Source organism: Streptomyces filamentosus (assembly GCF_014654895.1).
Lineage (GTDB): Bacteria > Actinomycetota > Actinomycetes > Streptomycetales > Streptomycetaceae > Streptomyces > Streptomyces filamentosus.
The window spans coordinates 778245-796004 of record NZ_BNBE01000004.1 but is presented as its reverse complement, the minus strand read 5'-3'; the positions used below and the strand labels follow the sequence as shown (position 1 = coordinate 796004).

The 17760-nt window shown below is 74.3% G+C and carries 22 protein-coding genes; 13 read left to right on the top strand and 9 right to left on the bottom strand.

Going from position 1 to position 17760, the window contains the following annotated elements:
- Positions 1-100: 100 nt before the first annotated feature.
- Together IE326_RS37445 and IE326_RS37440 are read left to right on the top strand one after the other, a co-directional pair.
- A complete protein-coding gene (locus IE326_RS37445; protein WP_190044743.1) occupies positions 101-1693 on the top strand; it encodes an FMN-binding glutamate synthase family protein in 1593 nt (530 codons plus the stop codon).
- A gap of 32 nt (positions 1694-1725) precedes the next feature.
- Positions 1726-3456 (top strand): thiamine pyrophosphate-dependent enzyme, encoded by a 1731-nt coding sequence (locus tag IE326_RS37440; RefSeq protein WP_150234386.1) that lies wholly within the window; start codon positions 1726-1728, stop codon positions 3454-3456.
- Positions 3457-3556: 100 nt separating this feature from the next.
- On the opposite strand, the gene IE326_RS37435 is transcribed toward IE326_RS37440, so the two are convergent.
- The 3 genes from IE326_RS37435 to IE326_RS37425 all read right to left on the bottom strand — a co-directional run bounded on the left by IE326_RS37435 (position 3557) and on the right by IE326_RS37425 (position 6081).
- The gene (locus tag IE326_RS37435; RefSeq protein WP_229915846.1) at positions 3557-4132 is read right to left on the bottom strand and encodes a DUF6328 family protein; all 576 of its coding nucleotides are present in this window, start codon (positions 4130-4132) and stop codon (positions 3557-3559) included.
- A gap of 1037 nt (positions 4133-5169) precedes the next feature.
- Complete coding sequence (locus tag IE326_RS37430; RefSeq protein ID WP_150234384.1) at positions 5170-5622, bottom strand: SRPBCC family protein; 453 nt, start codon at positions 5620-5622, stop codon at positions 5170-5172.
- An 84-nt stretch (positions 5623-5706) separates the two neighbouring features.
- Positions 5707-6081: a ribosome maturation factor RimM gene (locus IE326_RS37425; RefSeq protein WP_150234382.1), complete on the bottom strand. Its 375-nt coding sequence runs from the start codon at positions 6079-6081 to the stop codon at positions 5707-5709.
- A 430-nt stretch (positions 6082-6511) separates the two neighbouring features.
- Between IE326_RS37425 and IE326_RS37420 the strand changes: the two genes are divergently transcribed.
- Both IE326_RS37420 and IE326_RS37415 read left to right on the top strand, forming a co-directional pair.
- Positions 6512-7549, top strand: a complete 1038-nt coding sequence (locus IE326_RS37420; RefSeq protein WP_190044742.1) for a serine/threonine-protein kinase — start codon at positions 6512-6514, stop codon at positions 7547-7549.
- Positions 7550-7632: 83 nt separating this feature from the next.
- Positions 7633-7776, top strand: coding sequence for a hypothetical protein (locus tag IE326_RS37415; RefSeq protein ID WP_170313958.1), 144 nt, complete (start codon positions 7633-7635; stop codon positions 7774-7776).
- 138 nt (positions 7777-7914) lie between these two features.
- Here the strand turns inward: IE326_RS37415 and IE326_RS37410 are convergent, their stop codons facing one another.
- The 3 genes from IE326_RS37410 to IE326_RS37400 form a co-directional block, all read right to left on the bottom strand.
- Entirely contained in the window at positions 7915-8196 is a 282-nt protein-coding gene (locus IE326_RS37410) for a hypothetical protein (protein WP_190044741.1), read from the bottom strand.
- A gap of 47 nt (positions 8197-8243) precedes the next feature.
- Positions 8244-8468: a DUF6479 family protein gene (locus IE326_RS37405; protein WP_229915845.1), complete on the bottom strand. Its 225-nt coding sequence runs from the start codon at positions 8466-8468 to the stop codon at positions 8244-8246.
- 64 nt (positions 8469-8532) lie between these two features.
- The gene (locus IE326_RS37400; RefSeq protein WP_190044740.1) at positions 8533-9093 is read right to left on the bottom strand and encodes a SixA phosphatase family protein; all 561 of its coding nucleotides are present in this window, start codon (positions 9091-9093) and stop codon (positions 8533-8535) included.
- A 251-nt stretch (positions 9094-9344) separates the two neighbouring features.
- On the opposite strand from IE326_RS37400, the gene IE326_RS37395 reads away from it, so the two are divergent.
- Positions 9345-9815 carry a MarR family winged helix-turn-helix transcriptional regulator gene (locus IE326_RS37395; RefSeq protein WP_190044739.1) on the top strand — a complete coding sequence of 157 codons (471 nt, stop codon included), beginning with the start codon at positions 9345-9347 and terminating at the stop codon, positions 9813-9815.
- A 232-nt stretch (positions 9816-10047) separates the two neighbouring features.
- Positions 10048-11634, top strand: coding sequence for an MFS transporter (locus tag IE326_RS37390; RefSeq protein WP_190044738.1), 1587 nt, complete (start codon positions 10048-10050; stop codon positions 11632-11634).
- A 242-nt stretch (positions 11635-11876) separates the two neighbouring features.
- Here the strand turns inward: IE326_RS37390 and IE326_RS37385 are convergent, their stop codons facing one another.
- Positions 11877-12260 (bottom strand): hypothetical protein, encoded by a 384-nt coding sequence (locus tag IE326_RS37385; RefSeq protein ID WP_190044737.1) that lies wholly within the window; start codon positions 12258-12260, stop codon positions 11877-11879.
- Between the two features lie 214 nt (positions 12261-12474).
- Here IE326_RS37385 and IE326_RS37380 point away from each other — a divergent pair, with 214 nt between their 5' ends.
- The 7 genes from IE326_RS37380 (at position 12475) to IE326_RS37350 (ending at position 16611) form a co-directional block, all read left to right on the top strand.
- Positions 12475-13452, top strand: coding sequence for an alpha/beta hydrolase (locus IE326_RS37380; protein WP_150234372.1), 978 nt, complete (start codon positions 12475-12477; stop codon positions 13450-13452).
- 143 nt (positions 13453-13595) lie between these two features.
- A complete protein-coding gene (locus tag IE326_RS37375; protein WP_190044736.1) occupies positions 13596-13757 on the top strand; it encodes a hypothetical protein in 162 nt (53 codons plus the stop codon).
- A 5-nt stretch (positions 13758-13762) separates the two neighbouring features.
- On the top strand, positions 13763-14368 hold the full coding sequence (locus tag IE326_RS37370; RefSeq protein ID WP_150234370.1) for a sulfite oxidase-like oxidoreductase: 606 nt from the start codon (positions 13763-13765) through the stop codon (positions 14366-14368).
- A complete protein-coding gene (locus IE326_RS37365) occupies positions 14365-15099 on the top strand; it encodes an FAD-binding oxidoreductase (protein WP_190044735.1) in 735 nt (244 codons plus the stop codon). The genes IE326_RS37370 and IE326_RS37365 overlap by 4 nt, the downstream gene beginning before the upstream one ends.
- Positions 15100-15218: 119 nt before the next feature.
- Positions 15219-15536 (top strand): DUF6510 family protein, encoded by a 318-nt coding sequence (locus IE326_RS37360; protein WP_190044734.1) that lies wholly within the window; start codon positions 15219-15221, stop codon positions 15534-15536.
- 178 nt (positions 15537-15714) lie between these two features.
- Positions 15715-16167, top strand: coding sequence for a DUF5709 domain-containing protein (locus tag IE326_RS37355; RefSeq protein ID WP_150234364.1), 453 nt, complete (start codon positions 15715-15717; stop codon positions 16165-16167).
- Between the two features lie 36 nt (positions 16168-16203).
- Positions 16204-16611, top strand: a complete 408-nt coding sequence (locus IE326_RS37350; RefSeq protein ID WP_190044733.1) for a four-helix bundle copper-binding protein — start codon at positions 16204-16206, stop codon at positions 16609-16611.
- A 166-nt stretch (positions 16612-16777) separates the two neighbouring features.
- Here the strand turns inward: IE326_RS37350 and IE326_RS37345 are convergent, their stop codons facing one another.
- Both IE326_RS37345 and IE326_RS37340 read right to left on the bottom strand, forming a co-directional pair.
- Entirely contained in the window at positions 16778-17263 is a 486-nt protein-coding gene (locus tag IE326_RS37345; RefSeq protein ID WP_190044732.1) for a GNAT family N-acetyltransferase, read from the bottom strand.
- Positions 17257-17742: a rhodanese-like domain-containing protein gene (locus tag IE326_RS37340; protein ID WP_150234358.1), complete on the bottom strand. Its 486-nt coding sequence runs from the start codon at positions 17740-17742 to the stop codon at positions 17257-17259. Before IE326_RS37340 ends, IE326_RS37345 begins: the two co-directional genes overlap by 7 nt.
- Positions 17743-17760 lie beyond the last annotated feature (18 nt).

The following is a 17760-nucleotide window of genomic DNA, read 5'->3' as shown; positions in this document are numbered from 1 at the left end:
CACCGTCTCGCCGGAGTCCCGCCGGTTAAACCTGGTGGATCATGGTCCGGCCCGCCCGGCCGCGTGCTTGACCGCGCCCGTCCGGGACAGACGACCGTCCATGGTGACGTCACTGCTCGTGGTCTGTTCCGTCCTCGCCGCGCTCGCCACCGGCCTCGCGGCCGTCCTGGTGTCCCCGTGGTGGTGGTGCGCGGCCGGACCCGCCCTGCTGCTCGCCGCGGTCGCGACGCACGACGTCGTCCAGCGGCGCCACTCGATCCTGCGCAACTATCCCGTCCTCGGGCACCTGCGGTTCGCGATGGAGGCGATCCGCCCCGAGGTGCAGCAGTACTTCGTAGAGGGGAACGTCGACGGCGTGCCCTTCGACCGGGACACCCGGTCCATCGTGTACGAGAGGGCGAAGGGCACGGACGCCGAGGACCCCTTCGGCACCGAACTGGAGCTGGACCGGACCGGCACCGAGTACCTCGTCCCCTCCATGGCGCCGCGCCCGGTGCCGGACGAGGCGCCCCGGGTCCGGATCGGCGGCCCCGATTGCGCCCGGCCCTACGACATGGCGCTGCTCAACGTGTCGGCCATGAGCTTCGGCTCCCTGTCGGCCCCGGCCGTCCGCGCCCTGAACGAGGGCGCCCGGCGCGGCGGCTTCGCCCACGACACCGGCGAGGGCGGCATGTCGGAGCACCACCTCGCCCCCGGCGGCGACCTCGTCTGGGAGATCGGCACCGGCTACTTCGGCTGCCGTACCGAGGACGGCGGCTTCGACCCGCGGCTCTTCGCCGAGAAGGCCGCGCTCGACCAGGTCGCCTGCGTCCTGCTGAAGATCAGCCAGGGTGCGAAGCCCGGCATCGGGGGAGTGCTGCCCGGCTCCAAGGTGGGCCGGGAGATCGCCGCCGTCCGCGGCGTCCCCGAGGGCCGCACGGTGATCTCCCCGCCGTACCACCGCGTCTACCGCACCCCCCGGGAGCTGGTGCGCTTCCTCGGCCGGATGCGGGAGCTCTCCGGCGGCAAGCCGGTCGGCTTCAAGCTGTGCGTGGGCGCGCGCCGCGACTTCCTCGCCGTCTGCAAGGCGATGCTGGAGGAGGACCTCACCCCCGACTTCATCGTCGTCGACGGCGCGGAGGGCGGTACGGGCGCCGCCCCGCTGGAGTTCGCGGACGCCGTCGGCCTGCCCCTCACCGAGGGCCTGACCACGGTGCACCGGGCCCTCGTCGGCACCGGGCTGCGCGACCGGATCAGGATCGGCGCCTCCGGCAAGGTCGCCACCGGGAGCGACATCGTCAAGCGGCTCATCCAGGGCGCCGACTACACCAACTCCGCCCGGGCCATGATGTTCGCCCTCGGGTGCATCCAGGCCCAGCGCTGCCACACCAACACCTGCCCCGTCGGAGTCGCCACCCAGGACCCCCGGCGCGCCCGCGCCCTCGACGTCCAGGACAAGGCGGAGCGGGTCCGGCGCTTCCAGGAGGCGACCGTCCGCAGCGCCCTCCAGATCATGGCCGCGATGGGCGCCGACGGCCCCGGGAACCTGGAGCCCGGCATGCTGCTGCGCCGGGTCGGACCCGACGCCGTGCGCTCCCACACCGAGCTGTACGAGCCGCTCGGACCCGGAGCGCTCCTGTCGCCCGCATCGGTTCCGGACACCTGGGCAGGCGACTGGAAGGCGGCCCATCCGGACCGGTTCACCCTCCGGTGAACCGGTCGACGACCCCAGAGGAAGGAGACCCCATGTCCCGTACCGTCGCACAGGTGATCGTCGACGGGCTCACGGAGCTCGGCGTCGACCGCGTCTTCGGCGTGGTCGGCGACGCGCTCAACCCGATCACCGACGCCATCCGGACCACCGAGGGCATCGACTGGACCGGCTTCCGCCACGAGGAGGCGGCGGCCTTCGCCGCCGGAGCGCGCGCCCAGCTCTCCGGGGAGCCGGCCGTCTGCATGGGCACGGTGGGCCCGGGCTCGGTGCACCTGCTCAACGGACTGTACGACGCGGCCAAGAGCGGCGCGCCGGTCCTGGCGATCTGCGGCCAGGTGCCGCTGTCGGAGATGGGCGGGGACTACTTCCAGGAGGTCGACAACGACCTCCTCTTCCGGGACGTGGCCGTGTACCGGGCCACCGTGACCTCCCCCTCCCAGATGCCCCGGTTGCTGGAGTCCGCGGTGCGGGCGGCCGTGACCGGACGGGGCGTGGCGGTGCTGACCGTCCCCGGCGACCTCGGCGACCAGGAGGTCGAGGAGGACCGGCCGACCCGGTTCGCGCTGCCGCGCCCGGCCGTCACGCGCCCCGACGACCCGGCGCTCGCCGAGGCGGCAGAGACGATCGGCCGGGGCTCGCGGGTCACCCTGCTGGTCGGCCGCGGCGCCCGGGAGGCCCGCGAGGAGGTGCTGCGCGCCGCCGAGCTGCTCTCGGCGCCCATGGTGCTGACCCTGAAGGGCAAGGAGGGCTTCGAGGACGACAACCCGTACGAGGTCGGCCAGACCGGCCTCATCGGCAATCCGGCCGCGGCCCACGCCATGGACTCCTGCGACACCCTGATCATGCTCGGGACGGACTTCCCCTACCGGGACTGGTACCCGGAGGACTGCCGGGTCGTGCAGATCGACACCCGCGAGGAGCACCTCGGGCGCCGCGTCCCGGTGGACGTCGGGCTCGCCGGGGACGTGGGCGCGACGCTGCGGGCCCTGCTGCCGCTGCTGGCGCCCGTCGCGTCGCGCGACCACCTGGACGGGGCCCGCGAGCGGTACGCGGACTGGCAGGAGGGGCAGGCCGGCCTCGCCGACCCCGCCCACGACAAGAGGCTGCTCGGCCGCGTACGGGCCATGTTCGACAACCGGGAGGCGGACATCCGTCCGGAGGCCCTCGCGGCGGCCGTCGACCGCCACGCCGCCGACGACGCGATCTTCACCTCCGACACCGGCATGGCCACCGTGTGGCTGTCGCGCCTCGTGCGGATGCGCGGCACCCGCCGGCTGATCGGCTCCTACAACCTCGGCTCCATGGCCAACGCCATGCCCCAGGCCATCGGGGCGCAGCTGTGGGCCCCCGACCGGCAGGTCGTGGCCTTCTGCGGCGACGGCGGCCTCGGCATGCTCCTCGGCGACCTGATGACGATCCGCTCCGAACGGCTGCCGGTGAAGCTCGTCGTCTTCGACAACCGCCGCCTCGGCATGGTCAAGCTGGAGCAGGAGCAGGCGGGGCTCCCCGAGTTCGGGACGGTGCTGGACAACCCCGACTTCGCCGCGGTGGCCGAGGCGCTCGGACTGACCGGCATCCGCGTCACCGAACCGGGCGAACTGGACGAGGCCGTGCGCAAGGCGCTCGCCCTGCCCGGCCCGGTCCTCCTCGACGTGCTGACCAACCCGGCGGAGGTGGCCGTCCCGGGCAAGCCGACGGTGTCGCAGGGGTGGGGCTTCGCCATCGCCAAGATCAGGGAGAACCTGCCCTCCGGCGCGCGCTGAGCGCCGAAGCGCCGGAGGCGCGGGGCTCGGCCTCGCGAAGGAGGGGGCGGCCCGCCAGTGGCGGGCCGCCCCCTCCTTCGCCGTCCTGCGGCAGCTCCGGTCAGCTCCGGTCGGCGTAGCGGACACGGACCCACAGGGGCAGGGCGAACCAGCAGACCAGGTACCAGGCGAGGACGCCGGAGACCAGCCAGGGCACGTACGGGTCGTGCGTCGCCACGCGCAGGATGAGGAACAGGGCGGACAGCAGCGTCGCGAGCAGCAGCAGGAGGCCGGTGAAGACGAGCCGGGAGGCCCAGACGACGGCCTGGGGCTTGACCCGTCGCCCCGACACGATCCGGTGGAAGGAGACGGGGCCGATCAGCGCCCCCGTCGCCAGCGATCCCAGGACGGTCGTGACCAGGTAGATCGTCTTGTCGGTCTGCTCCAGCTCGTGGAAGAGGGGGGTGAACACCACGGTGAGGAGGAAGCCGAGGAGGATCTGGACGCCGGTCTGGGCCACCCGGATCTCCTGGAGGAGCTCCTGCCAGCGCCGGTCCGCGCGCTCCTTCTCCGACTCGCCGCGCCCGTCGTGCCCGCCGGTGGCGGTGTCCGTGCCGGGGTCCGGCTCCGACGCCCTGTCGCTGTGCCGGCGCACCCTCGGGTCGTCCTCCGGCGCACCGCTGTCTCGTTCGTCCATCGATCCTCCTTGACAACACGGGTGGGGAGCGGAAGCGCACCGTCTCACGGCGGAAGCCCCCGTCGGGTGCGGGGGCTTCCGTCCGGCGCGGCACGGTGCGGAGTCAGGCCCGCGGCGTACCGGCCGTTCGAGGGGGCGCGTGGCCACCGCCTCCGGTGGCGGGGCCGCCGGTCCGCCCGACCGGCCCCTCGTGCCCCTCCTGTCCGTCCCGTCGGCGCGGTGCGCCGGGGGTGTCGCGGCGGGAGCGTACGCAAGCCCCTCCCCGCTCCGGCCCGGGGCACTGGGGTCCTCGGACGGGACTGCGGCCTCCGGAGCCCGTGGGCGCGGCCCCGTCCCCGCGGGGAGTCCCCGCACCGGGCCGCCGCGCACGGAGACGCCGTGCACGGGGGGCACCCGGCGGGGGGACGGCCGGCGCGGGGGCGGACGGTCCCACCGGCGCGGCGTACGGCGCCACGCGGCCGAGGGCTCGGGCCGGGTTCGACATGAGCACCTCCTGGTGGGTTCCTCGGGCCGATCGCCCGTCAGTCTGCTTCCGTGGCCTATGAGTTCGGCTTACCGCTCTTCCCGGGGTCAAACCCCGACGGGGCGGAAAGACCGTCGCGGCCCTCGGACGAGCGGGAACCGTTGGTCCGAGGCTCCGCCGCTCCGCGGCACGGGCACGGGTACGGACTCGCGGCGACGACCGGGGGAGCGGTGCGGGAGGACGCCTCGGCACGGTGGCGCGGGACGGCAGGGGAGTGGCCCGCACCTCCCACGGGTGCGGGCCACTCACGGGTGCCGCCGATCCACGGGAAGGGGGGAACCGTGGATCGGCCGGCGCGAGCATGTCCCTCGCTCGTCCCCCCGCCTGCCCCGCCGGCAGGGTTCCACGCCCCTCGGTTCCGGGCCGGAACGCGGTCCGCCGGGGGACGGCCGGGCATGCGGCCGCCCCGCACCGGGAGGGGCCCGGGCGGGGCGGCCGCATGCGCCGACGCGCGGCACGGGAGCGGGGACCGGGAGCGGGTCCCGTCCCCGGGGGCGCCGGTGCCGGAGGGTTCTCAGACCGTTCCGCGCCAGCCACCCGTCTGGAGGCCGCCGCGCTCCTCGATGAACGACTTGAACCGCTTGAGGTCGCCGGCCACCTTGCGCTTGACGAAGCCGAGCTTGTCGCCCGCCTGTTCCGTCAGCCCCTCGGGGGCGAAGTCCATCTGGAGCATGACCTTCGTCCGGCTCTCGTCGAGGCGGTGGAACGTCACCACGCCCGCCTGGCGGGCCTCGCCCTCGACCGTCGTCCACGCGACGCGTTCGTCGGGGATCTGCTCGGTGATGACGGCGTCGAACTCGCGCCGCACCCCGCCGATCTCGGTGATCCAGTGCGTGAGCGTGTCCGTGCGCTGCTCGATCCGCTCCACTCCGTCCATGAAGCGGGGGAACGTCTCGAACTGGGTCCACTGGTCGTACGCGGCGCGCACCGGGACCGCGACCTCGACCGACTCCTCCACCTGGGACATGGCGACACCTTTCTCTCGGACGGGGACCGTCTCCCCGTCGGGACGTGCTGCTGGGGGTCGTGCGTACCGGGGCGGACGGGCCCGTCACAGGCCGCCCATGCCTCCCGGGAAGCGCCACGACGCGCGGTAGTACTGGTCGATCTCCTCGCGGTACTGACGGTCCGCGAGGTGCTTGTCGGAGACGAACTCGGGCGAGTCCTTGACCTGTTCCTTCGACAGGGCGAGGTGGAGGGTCTGCTCCTCCAGGTCCACGCGGGTCACCGCCCGCGCCGGGACGAGCACCTCCTTGCCGAAGATCCAGACGCCCGTGTCGACGACCAGGTAGGAGTCGTCCACCTCGTCGGAGTGCTTGTCCACCTTGCCGATGTGCCCGTCGGACGCCTCGACGCGCCACCCGGTGAGGTCGGTGCCCGCCAGATGGCCGGACTCGGTGCTGAAGGACCACAGATGTTCGGTCATTGCTGTCACTCCTCTGTCGCTGTGTTCGTGCGGGGCGCGGCGCCGGACGTGCGGGCCGTCGTCCGTCAGGACCGGGCCGACCGGAGCGGGTCCCCGCGGCTGCCCGCCGGCCGCCGGCAGGAGCACGGCGCCGACGGCGATCGTCACGAGGAACGGTCCCGGACCCATGGCCGGTTGCTCCTCCCCTGAGGGCCGGACAGCGTCCGCGTACCCGGGTCTCCCGGCTTCATTCCGCCGTTCCCCGGAGACGCCCGGACCCCGCTCCTCCCGCCGTCGAGCCCACGGGTCCGCCGATTCGCTTTCTTCCAGGGGATGTTCATGGACGCAGGGGGCACGCGCTCGAACAGCTCCCCCGCACACCCACCGGCGGGCGGCGCACTTCGATTCCCGGCCGTCGGCAGAGGGCCGGCCACACCCCAGGGAGCCCCCGATGCAGGTCCGAGCGAGGCCCGTACATCCGGACACCACAGGGACGGCGCGCACCGTCGCCGGGCGCTACCGGCTCGGCCGCCTCCTGGGCCGGGGCGGCGCGGCGGACGTGTACGAGGCGCTGGACCTGAGGTTGCGCCGCCCCGTGGCGGTGAAGCTGTTCCGGCCGGAGGGCACCCGCCGGGCCGTCGACCGGTGTGCCGGGGAGGCTCGTCTGCTGGCCCGGATGCACCACCCCGGCCTGGTGACCCTCTACGACACGGGCGGCGACGACGGGCGGCCGTTCCTGGTGATGCGGCTCGTCCGGGGGACGACCCTGAGCCGGCGGATAGCCCGCGGGGTCCTCTCGCCCGAGGAGACCTGCCGGACGGGGGCCGCCCTGGCCTCGGCCCTCGCCCACGTGCACGCCCGCGGCGTCGTCCACCGCGACGTCAAGCCGTCGAACATCCTCCTGGACGGGTCGGGCACGCCGTTCCTCACGGACTTCGGCATCTCCCGCCGCGTCGAGGCCGCGGACGGCGGCTCCGGGGAAGCGGACGCGCTCGCCGGGACCGCCTCCTACATGGCGCCGGAGCAGGCGCTGGGCCGCGGAACGGGACCCGCCGCCGACGTGTACAGCCTCGGTCTCGTACTGCTCGAAACCCTCAAGGGCGAGGCGGAGTACGGCGGGACGCCGCTGGAGGCGGCCCTGGCCCACCTGGACCGTCCTCCGGCGCTGCCGCCCGGTCTCCCGGCGGAGCTCGCCCGTCTGCTCGCGGCGATGACCGACCGCTCCTCCGGGGCCCGTCCGGACGCCGCCGCCTGCGCCCGGATCCTCGCCGACCCGCGGACCGCGGGACGTGCCCCCACGCCCTCCGCTGCACGGCCGGGGCGACCCGTCCGGGGGCGGGCGGTGGCGGCGACCCTCGCCGCACTCGGGCTCGCCCTGACCGGCTCGCCGGGCAGCGCACCCGCCGGCCAGGGGGTGGACGGGACCCGGACGGCGGCTCTGGACGCGCCGCTCCCGTACGAGAACGACCTCCCCACGCAACGGTCATGACGATCCGTCAGCAAAGGGGGAGTGTAAGTCGTTCTCCCGGGGCAACACGGAGTGCCAGGACACGGACATCGGAGGAGAACCCCATGACCGCACTGCTGGACCGCATCAAGCGATTCGCCCGCAGCCCCCAGGGCCGCGGCGCGGCGTCGTCCCTTCGCCGCGCCGCGGCCGACCCGCGCAGGCGCGCCCAGGCGCGCCGCCTCTTCGGCAGGCTGCGCCACCGCTGACATCCCGGCCCTCGCGGCCCCCCGCAGGAGCCCCGCGCCACGTACCGCGCGGGGCTCCTGCGTGCGGGGGGTGCCGGACGCGGCGCCGCCCCCGTCGTACGGGGGCGGCGCCGTCAGTCGTACGGGGGCACGAAGCCGTCAGCCGTCGCGTCCGTGCGTCTGCTCCTCGCGTCCCACCCCGGGGCGCTGGTGCTTGTCGGTGTGCCCGCCGGCGCCCTCCTGGTCGGTGGCCTCACGGCCGGCGGCCCCCCGCTGCTCGCCGGCCCCGCCCCGGCCGCCGGGGAGGCCCCGGGGGGACACCGCCTCGTCGGCCTCCCGGCGGGCCTCCTCGTCGCCGCTCTCTCCCGGCGCCTCGGCCGGCGTGGTGCGCGGCCGGCCGGCGGGGTCCTCGTCCGTCCTGTGCTGCTTCTGCTCGCCCATGGTCCCTCCTCCGTCTCCGTTCCGCCGCGGTGCGTGCGCTCCCCTTCTCATCGCTCGGGTCCCTCGTCCGGGGTCGACCAGGAGTCCCGGCCCGCCGCCGCCGGCGGCGGCTGGGTGACACGGGCGTCCCGCCGTCTGCGGGCGACGCGTCGCGAACCCCACCAGAAGGCGCCGATCAGCACGAGGACCAGCACCACCCCCACCAGGATGAGGAACAGCGAGGATGATCCGGACGCGGCGAGTCCGGAGGCGGCGGCCAAGGAGAGGGTCATGATTCTTCCTTTCTGACGGGATCGGAGGGCGCGCGTGCGGCCTTCGGCGGGCCGGGCGGCGGGATCAGTCGGCCGGTGACCAGCAGGCGATCACCCTTCCGCTGCCGGGGGACGGCGACTCCCAGCCCCCGGGCAGTTCGATCAGCACCGCGCCCGAGGTCGGGAAGCCCGCCCTCACCCGTTCCAGCAGCTCCGGGGGGCCGCTCCCGCACAGACCGACGGCCAGCTCGCGGATCCCCGGGTTGTGGCCGACGAGGCCGACGGTGCGAAGACCGGGGCTCCGCTCGGCCAGGACGGAGACCAGCTCGGCGGGCGGCGTCTTGTAGAGGCGCTCGTCGTGGACGACGGGCGGCGGGTCCTCCAGCTCTGCGGCGGCGAGCCGCCAGGTCTGGCGGGTCCTGAGGGACGGGGAGCAGAGCACGAAGTCGGGCACGAGGCCGGATTCCGCGAGCCACCGCCCGGTCCGGGGCGCGTCGCCCCTGCCCCGCTCGCTCAGCTCGCGGTCGAAGTCGTCGATCCGCCGGTCCTTGCGCACGGCCTTCGCGTGGCGGACCAGCAGCAGCCGGACCCCGGCCGCGCCGTCCGCGGCCGGTGACGTCCGGCTGTATCCGGGTTCCGGGCACATGACGTCTCCTTCCGCGCGCGTACCGATCCGGCTCGTTCCGGAACGTGCGCGTACCCCGTCTCCGCGACCGCACGCGCGGCCGGGCGGGTGAACCCGGCCCGCCGCCGACGGGGGGAGCCGGAAGGGGGCACCGCGGGGCGGCGGCAGGGTCTCCGTGTACCGGGCCGGTGCGGACGGCTCGGCCCCTCCCCGAGCTGTCCGAGGCAATGAATCCTTTGACATAGGTATTTCTGCATAGCTAAAGTCCCCGCGTGCCCCCGAACAGCGCGTCCCCCCAGGACATCGACCGCCTGGCCCTCGGCCTCGCGGCGTGCCTGCCCGCGCTGACCCGGGCCTTCGAACGGCACGTCGACCGGAGCTATCCGCACCCCAAGCCCTCCGACGCCCAGCTCGCGCTGCTGCGGTACGTCGAGACCCACGGCGGCACCACGGTCCGTGAGGCCGCCGAAGCGGTGCGGATGAAGCCGAACAACGTCAGCGCCCTGGTCACCCAGCTCACCGAGCAGGGGCTCCTCGAACGCCGTCAGGACGGCGCGGACAAGCGGATCGCCCACCTGCACCTCACCCCGGCCGCGCGACAGCGCGTCGGCGAGGTCACGCGACTCATGGGAGACCGCGCCGCGCAGGCCCTGCGGACGATGACCGACGGCGAACTCGACGCCCTCGGCTCCGCCCTGGGGTCCCTCCAGGCACTCGGCGAGCGCCTGCACACCGCGCGCTGACCCTTCTCCGGAGCCTCGGAGCCTCGGAGCCTCGGAGCCTCGGAGCCTCGGGACCCCGGGTCCCGGCGTGCCCACCGGACCGCGGCGTGCCCGATGAGCGCACCGGCTCCTTCACGCCGTCTCTGCTTCCTTTCTTCTTCCTCCCCGCCGGTCACAGCCGGTCGCCCCCCCCGGGGGCGCCGTGCGCCGCCCCGGCGTCTCCTCGCGACGCTCACGACGAAAGAACACACCCATGGCCCCCGCCGGCACCCTGGCCGAACCGTCCCACTCCCCGCCCGCCGCGAAGGCGCGCGACCGCCGCTCCAACCCGTGGCTGACCCTGGCCGCCGTCGCCTTCGGCCTGTTCATGGTCGGACTCGACGGTTCCGTCGTCTCGATCGCCAATCCCGAGATCGGCCGCGACCTCCACGCCTCCACCTCCGACCTGCAATGGGTCACCAACTCCTACCTCCTCGCCCTCGCCGCCGCCCTCATCCTCGGCGGCAAGCTCGGCGACCGCTTCGGCCGCCGCACCTTCTACCTGGTCGGCGTGGCCGGCTTCACCCTGGCCTCGGTCGCCATCGGCCTGGCCGGTTCCATCGAGGGCGTCATCGCCTTCCGGGCCGTGCAGGGCTTCTTCGGCGCCCTGCTGATGCCCAACACCCTGGGCCTGCTGCGCGCCGTCTTCCCGCCGAAGAAGTTCGGCATGGCCGTCGGCATCTGGGCCATGGTCTCCTCGGTCTCCACCGCCCTCGGCCCCATCGTCGGCGGACTCCTCGTCCAGCACGTCAGCTGGGAGTCCGTCTTCTACGTCAACGCCCCCATCGGCGTCATCGCCCTCGTCTTCAGCGCGGCCGTCCTCCCGCAGAGCCGGAACGACCACGCCGCGCGGGAGAGGTTCGACGTGCCCGGCGTCGTCCTGCTCGCCCTGGGACTCCTCGTGCTCGTCTTCGGCGTGGTCAAGGGGGAGACCTGGGGCTGGGCCTCCGCCGGCACCCTCGGCGCCATCGGCGCCGGCCTGCTGCTCCTGGTGTTCTTCGGCCGGTGGCAGACCCGGGTCGCCTCGCCGCTGCTGCCCGTGCGCCTGTTCCGCAACCCGGCCCTGACCATCGGCACGGTCATCACCGCGCTGAACTTCTTCGTCCTGCTCGGCGTGATCTTCTTCGTCATGATCTACCTGCAGAACGTCCGCGGCTTCACCCCGGTCGAGGCGGGCGTCCGGACCCTCCCCCTCAGCCTCGCGTCCGTCGTCGCCTCCCCGCTCGGCGCCGCCCTCACGGACAAGTACGGACCGCGCCTGACCATGCCCCTCGGCATGGCGCTCCAGGCCGTCGCGTGCTTCGCCATGCTCGCCTGGGACGCCCACAGCGCCTACGGCCTGATGTGGCCGCCGTTCCTCGCCCTCGGCCTCGGCGTCGGCATGGTCATGGCCTCCTCCTCCGACGCCATCGTCGGCAACGCCCCCGTCAGGGACGCCGGCGTCGCCGGCGGGCTCCAGGCCACCGCCCTCCAGATCGGCGGAGCCCTCGGCACCTCCGTCCTCGTGTCCCTCATCGCCGGCCGCGTCGGCACCACCCTCACCGGCGAACTCACCGCCGCAGGAGTGCCCGCCCCTGCCGCCACCGCACTGCTGGAGGCGAAGGACGCGGTGTCCATGGGCGTCGCGCCCGTCACCGCCGACACGCCCGCGCAGCTCGCGTCGGCGATCGTCGAAGGCAGCCACCACGCCTTCATGAACGGCGTCCACACGGCCGTCCTGACCGCAGGAGTCCTCTGTGTGGCCGGCGCCGTCCTGGCCCTCGTCGGCGTCCGGCGGGCCCCCGGCCACGCCCACCACTGAGGACGGGGCGGGCGTCCCCCAGGCCCCGGAGCGGCGCGACACCTCGGACGGGAAGCCGTCCGACCCGACCGGGGCGATCCTCCCCACCGGCCCCGGACGGGGGTGTCGGTGCAGGGGCGGAGCCGCCCTCGACCTGTACGAAGCAGGCAGGGAGCCGTTTCGGAAGCCTCCACGGTGCCGCGCACTGGTGCGCAGACGCGCCCGACGCGCGCTCGGCGGAACCGGCTCAGGAAGGCCCGCTGTCAGCACACGTGGCCGGGTGCGCACTCCATGGCGAACTCCCAGAAGAGCAGAGCGAGGGCGCACACGGCGAGGGACACCGCACCCATGATCGCAAAGCGCCGGCGGGCCGGCCGCTGCCGTGACCGGAAGGCGACCAGGAGCCCGACGGCGGGGGCGACCACCATGCCGCCGAGGCCCGACCACAGCAGCATGACGGAGACGAGCTCCCAGAACGGATCGCGATCGCGCGAGCCGAGGCCGACGGCGGTGGAGAGAACGAAGGCGACGGGCGACGCCGACCACCACAGGGACGCCCCCGCGATCACCCGCTTGGCGGAGGTGGGCAGGGCAGGGGGGATGCCGCAGGGGGCACTGTGGTGTGGAGCGGAACTGTCGGAGGGCATGGGCGAACCGTATGCCCCCGCGCCCACCAGGGTTTCCCGTTCCGTAGGTCTGCCCAACGCCCCTTCGGTGACGCCAGGTTGGAAAGGGCTCACTGTCGGACGCGAGTTCGACCGTCGGCTTGCGCCGCCGCCCCGAGCGGGCACCATGGAGTGCGGGGAGATCGCCAAGGGGGGCCGAGCCCCGTCCTGGGGCCACGAACAGCCTGGAGCGCACATGACGCAGTTGCCCCCGCCTGTCACGCCCTATCTGGAGCCGGCCGCGAGGGAGCTCGCCGAGGCGACGGATCCGCATCCGAGGATCTACGAGGTTCCGCCGGAGCAGGGGCGGGACATCCTGGCCGGTCTGCAGAGCGGTGAGGGGGTGTCCCGGCCGGAGGTGGACGAGGAGTGGGTGGAGGTCGACGCCGGTGAGTGGGGCACGGTCCGCACCCGGATCATCCGCCCGAAGGGCGTCACCGGGCCGCTGCCCGTCATCGTCTACATCCACGGGGCCGGCTGGGTCTTCGGCGACGACAAAACCCACGACCGCCTCTTCCGCGAGCTCGTCGTGGGAGCGGGCGCGGTGGGCGTCTTCCCGGTGTACGACCGGGCGCCGGAGGCGAAGTACCCGACCCAGGTGGAGCAGAACTACGCGGTGGGCCAGTGGGTGCGGAAGAACGGCGCGGACCACGGCATGGACACCTCGCGGGTGGCGGTCACCGGCGAGTCCGTGGGCGGCTGCATGTCCGCGGTCTTCGCGCTGATGAACAAGGAGCGCGAGGACGGTCTCGGCCTGAAGGCCCAGGTCCTGCTCTACCCGGTGACCGACGCGGACTTCGACACGCCGTCGTACCTGCAGTTCGCGGAGGGCTACTACCTCACCCGCGACGGCATGAAGTGGTTCTGGGACGCGTACACCACCGACCCCGCCGAGCGGCTCCAGCACTACGCCTCGCCGCTGCGGTCGACGCTCGACCAGCTCAGGGGCCTGCCCCCGACCCTGGTCATCACCGACGAGGCGGACGTCCTGCGGGACGAGGGCGAGAAGTACGCCAACAAGCTCCGTGAGGCCGGCGTCGACGTGACCTCGGTCCGGGTGGCGGGCATGGTCCACGACTTCCTGCTCCTGGACAGCCTGCGCGACACCCGGGCGGCGAACGTGGCGCGCAAGCTCGCCGTCGACGCCCTGCGCGACGCCCTCCACGACGACTGACCGCACCACGCCCCGGACGGGGCCCCGGGGGCCGGGCCGTGCCGACGCGGCCCGGCCCCCGCCGTGAGCCGGTGAGCCGGTGAGCCGGCGAGCCGTCCCCGTCCCGAAGCCCGGCCCGACGGCCGGGCCGCCAAGGAGACACCATGACCGACGACCCCCACGACGCGTGGACCCGGATCCCGTCGTCCTCCGGCCCCGGCACCGCGCCCGACCGTGCCCGGGAGTTCGTCCGCGATCTCTGCGCGCATGCCCGGTCGTACCCCGGCGCCGAGCGGGCCGAAGCCGACTTCGAGCGGGAGGAGTAGCCCCGATGGCCAGTCTGTCCCCCGGTTTCCACGGCCGCGGCAGCCGAAGCCTCGTGGAGCGCCTGCCCCCGGGGCAGTACCCCACGGAGTCGTTCCCGGTGCTCTCCGCCGGGCCCACCCCGCACGTGCCCACGGACCGCTGGTCCTTCACCGTCACCGGCGAGAACGGCGGGAGCCGGAGCTGGACGTGGGACGAGATGAGGGCGCTCCCGCAGGAGCAGCCGGTCGTCGACATCCACTGCGTGACGCGGTGGTCCAAGTTCGACACCCGGTGGGAGGGCGTCTCCCTGGACGTCCTGGCCGCCGGGGTGGAGACCTCCGCCGGATTCGTCGTCGCGGAGTCCTTCGACGGCTACACCACCAACCTGCCCCGTGCGGACGTCACGGGGGGCAGGGCCTGGCTCGTCCACTCCTTCGACGGCTATCCGCTGTCGCCGGACCACGGCGGCCCCGCCCGGCTGCTGATCCCCCACCTGTACTTCTGGAAGTCGGCCAAATGGGTGAAGGGCCTGCGCTTCACCACCGAGGACGAGCCGGGGTTCTGGGAGCGGGCCGGCTACCACGACTACGGCGACCCCTGGCGCGAGCAGCGCTACTGGAACGACGCATGAGCGCCCCGACGCCCGGCCGGGGCCCCTCGGGCGGCTGGTGGAGAGCGCGGCTGACCTCGCGCGAGGGACAGACGACGACCGGCCGCACCCTCCGCTTCGACGTGCCCGGCTGGCCCGGCCACCGGCCCGGCCAGCACCTCGACGTCCGTCTGACCGCGGACGACGGCTACCAGGCCGTCCGCAGCTACTCCCTGGCGGCGCCCGCCGCCGGCGAGACCGTCGAACTGGGCGTGCAGACCGCGCCCGACGGCGAGGTCTCCCCGTACCTGAACGAGATCCTGCCCCTCGGCGCCGAGGTCGAGGTCAAGGGACCGCTGGGCGGCTGGTTCGTGTGGACTCCGGAGGACCGGGGCCCGCTGCTCCTCGTCGCCGGCGGCTGCGGCGTCGTCCCCCTCATGGCGATGCTCCGGGCCCGGCGCGCGGCCGGCGCCACCGGCGATCCCTGCGCGCTGCTCTGCTCGGTGCGCGCCCCGGACGAACTCTGGTACGCGAAGGAGCTCGCCGACCCGACGGGAACCGAGGACGTCCGCCTCCTCTACACGCGCCAGGCACCACCGGGCGGGGACCGCCCGGCCCACCGCCTCGCCCCCGACGACCTGGAGGGCCTGCCCGCGTCCCCGGAGACCCGCTGCTACGTCTGCGGGCCGACCGGATTCGTCGAACACGCCACCGCCCTCCTCCAGTCCCGCGGACACCCGCCGGGCTCCATCCGCACCGAACGTTTCGGCTGAGCCCCACGCGCACGCACGTACGGGCCCAGGTGGACGCCGCCGCCCGCGCCGCTGCCCGGACCCCGCACGCGCACGCGCGTACGACCTCTTCCTCCCCCGCGACCACGAGGGACACCACCGTGAACCAGCACCCTGCCCACCACCTCGACGGCAACTGTCTCGCCGGCCCGCTCGCCCAGGTCTTCGCGCTCGACCCCACCACGGCCTGGTGGACGTGTCCCGACTGCCGCACCGCGTCCCCGGTCGGCGGGCTGCACGTCTACGGCCCCGAACCCGGTCTCACCGGCCGCTGTCCGGGATGCGCGCAGCTCGCCCTGCGCGTGGTCACCCACCCCGGCCACCTCTGGCTCCAGCTCGGCACCGGCCGGGGCGCCTTCCGGTTCCCGCTGCCGCCGTCCCCGTCCTGGAGCCCGTCCGACCGGACGGGGGAGCCATGACCTGCCCGTCGGTGACCGCCGCCCCATCGCCGCCGGCGCGGGGTGGACGACCTCACCTGAACGGCGGAGGGAAGCCGTACCCCGGGAAGGACCGGGCCCCGGTGCCGCCGGTGGCGGGGGCCCGGGGCGTCGGCCACGATGAGCGGACGGAGCGGGGGTCTCGGCAGAAAGGACCACCATGACGGAGAACGACGCCCGGGGCGACGACGTCTACCAGCCCGACGGCAGCGAGACCCAGGACGACGAGGGCCTGCTGGACGCGGGGGACACCCTCGACGGCCCTCTCGACGACCCCTACGACGCGGGCTACTCGCCCCCCGACCGGCCCTGGGGCGCCGGTCACACCGGCGAGACCGCCGAGGAGCAGGAGCGGGGCGAGACCCTCGACGAACGCCTGGCCGAGGAAGTGCCCGACCTGACGGTGCCCGACGGCGACGGCATCGGCGACGCCCCGGACACCGACGGAGAGGCCCTGGACGGCGAGGTCGGCGGCCGGCGCGCCGGCCGCCTCGTCTCCTCGGACGAGGACCCCGGGAGCGAGGACTGGACGGCCATGGAAGCCCAGGACGCCGGCCTGGACGGCGGCGCGGCCTCCGCCGAGGAGGCCGCCGTCCACGTCATCGACGAATGACCCCTTCCTCCGCCCCCCGACAGGAGCGATACGCCCGTGCCCGACGTCGACGAACTGCTCGAAGCCCATCCGGCTCCGCCCCCCGAGGCGCGGCGCCGGGCCCTCGCCCGCGCCGTGCGGGCGGCGCTGGACTGCGTGGCCGCCTGCACGGCCTGCGCCGACGGCTGCCTCTCCGAGGACGATCCCGCCGCCCTGTCCAGAGCCGCGGCGGCCGCCGAGCACTGCGCGTCGACGTGCGCGCTCACGGCCACGACCCTGCTGCGCCAGAGCGGTCACGACGACCGCGCCGCCCTGATCGCCCTGCTCCAGAGCTGCACGAGCGCCTGCCTGCGCTGCGAGCGGGAATGCCGGGAGCACGAGGTGATGCACGCCCATTGCCGTCTCTGCGTCCAGGCCGCCACGGCATGCGCCGACGCCTGCGAGCGCCTCCTGGAACTGGTGTAGGAGCCGCGGCGAACCGCGGCACAGGCGCTCGGCGCAGACGTCCCCGCCTTCCGGCGGCGGGACGTCCTTCCCGGAAGGGACTTCGCCCACGGGCTCGGCCAGGAGCCCGCTCGGTGGCGCATGCCGGCGAGGTGCCGGGCGGCGTGATCGCCCGCCGGCGCTCGGGTCAGGTCTCTGCCGGGCGGGTGGGGAGCGAGAACCTGACCTTGGGCCGGGCCCGGGCTCCCGCGCGGTGGTAGAAACGGATGGCGTCGGTGTTCCAGTCGGGCGTCTGCCACTCCACGTGGGCGACTCCGCGTGCCGCCGCCGCGTCCTTCACGGCGTCGAGCAGGGCGCGCCCCCACCCCTCTCCCCGGTGCGCTTCGGTGACGAACAGACAGTCCAGGTGGACGTGGTCGGTCGCCTGCCAGGTGGAGAACTCCAGGGAGCAGGTGGCGTAGCCGATCAGTTCGCCTCCGTGGTCGACCACGAGGCACCAGGCCCTCGGACGTGCCGAGAACAGCACGGGTTCCAGGCGGGTGGCGAGATCGGCGGGGACGGGTTCGGCACGCTCGAAGGCGGCGTGGGCGGCGCACAGGCGGGCCACCGCCGGCAGGTCTGCCGCGGTGGCCGGACGGATCACGCCGCCCGGCCGTGCGGTGTTCCTCAGCATGCGCAGGAGATGCCCGAGCGCGGGGCGGTCAGGTCGTCGACAGGGCGCTGCCCGACACCGGTGGCGGAGTCGTAGGCGAAGCCCTCGCGCACCCAGTACTCGAAGCCGCCGATCATTTCCTTGACCTGGTGGCCCAGCCGGGCGAAGGCCAGTGCCGCGCGGGTCGCGCCGTTGCAGCCGGGGCCCCAGCAGTAGGTCACCACGGTCAGGCTCGGGTCGATCAGCCGCGGCGCCAGCTCGGCGATCTGCGCGGTGGGGATGTGGAGGGCGCCGGGGATGTGGCCCTGGTCCCAGCCGGCACGGCTGCGGGTGTCGACCACCACGACGCCGGGTGCGCCGGACTCCAGGTCGGCGTGGACGTCGGAGACGTCCGCCTCGAAGGCGAGGCGGGCGGCGTAGTGGGCGGCGGCCTCGGCCGGAGCGGCGGCGGGCACGCTCAGGACGGCACTGGTGATCTCGGTGGAAGCGGTGGCGGACATGCGGCGGACACCTCTTGT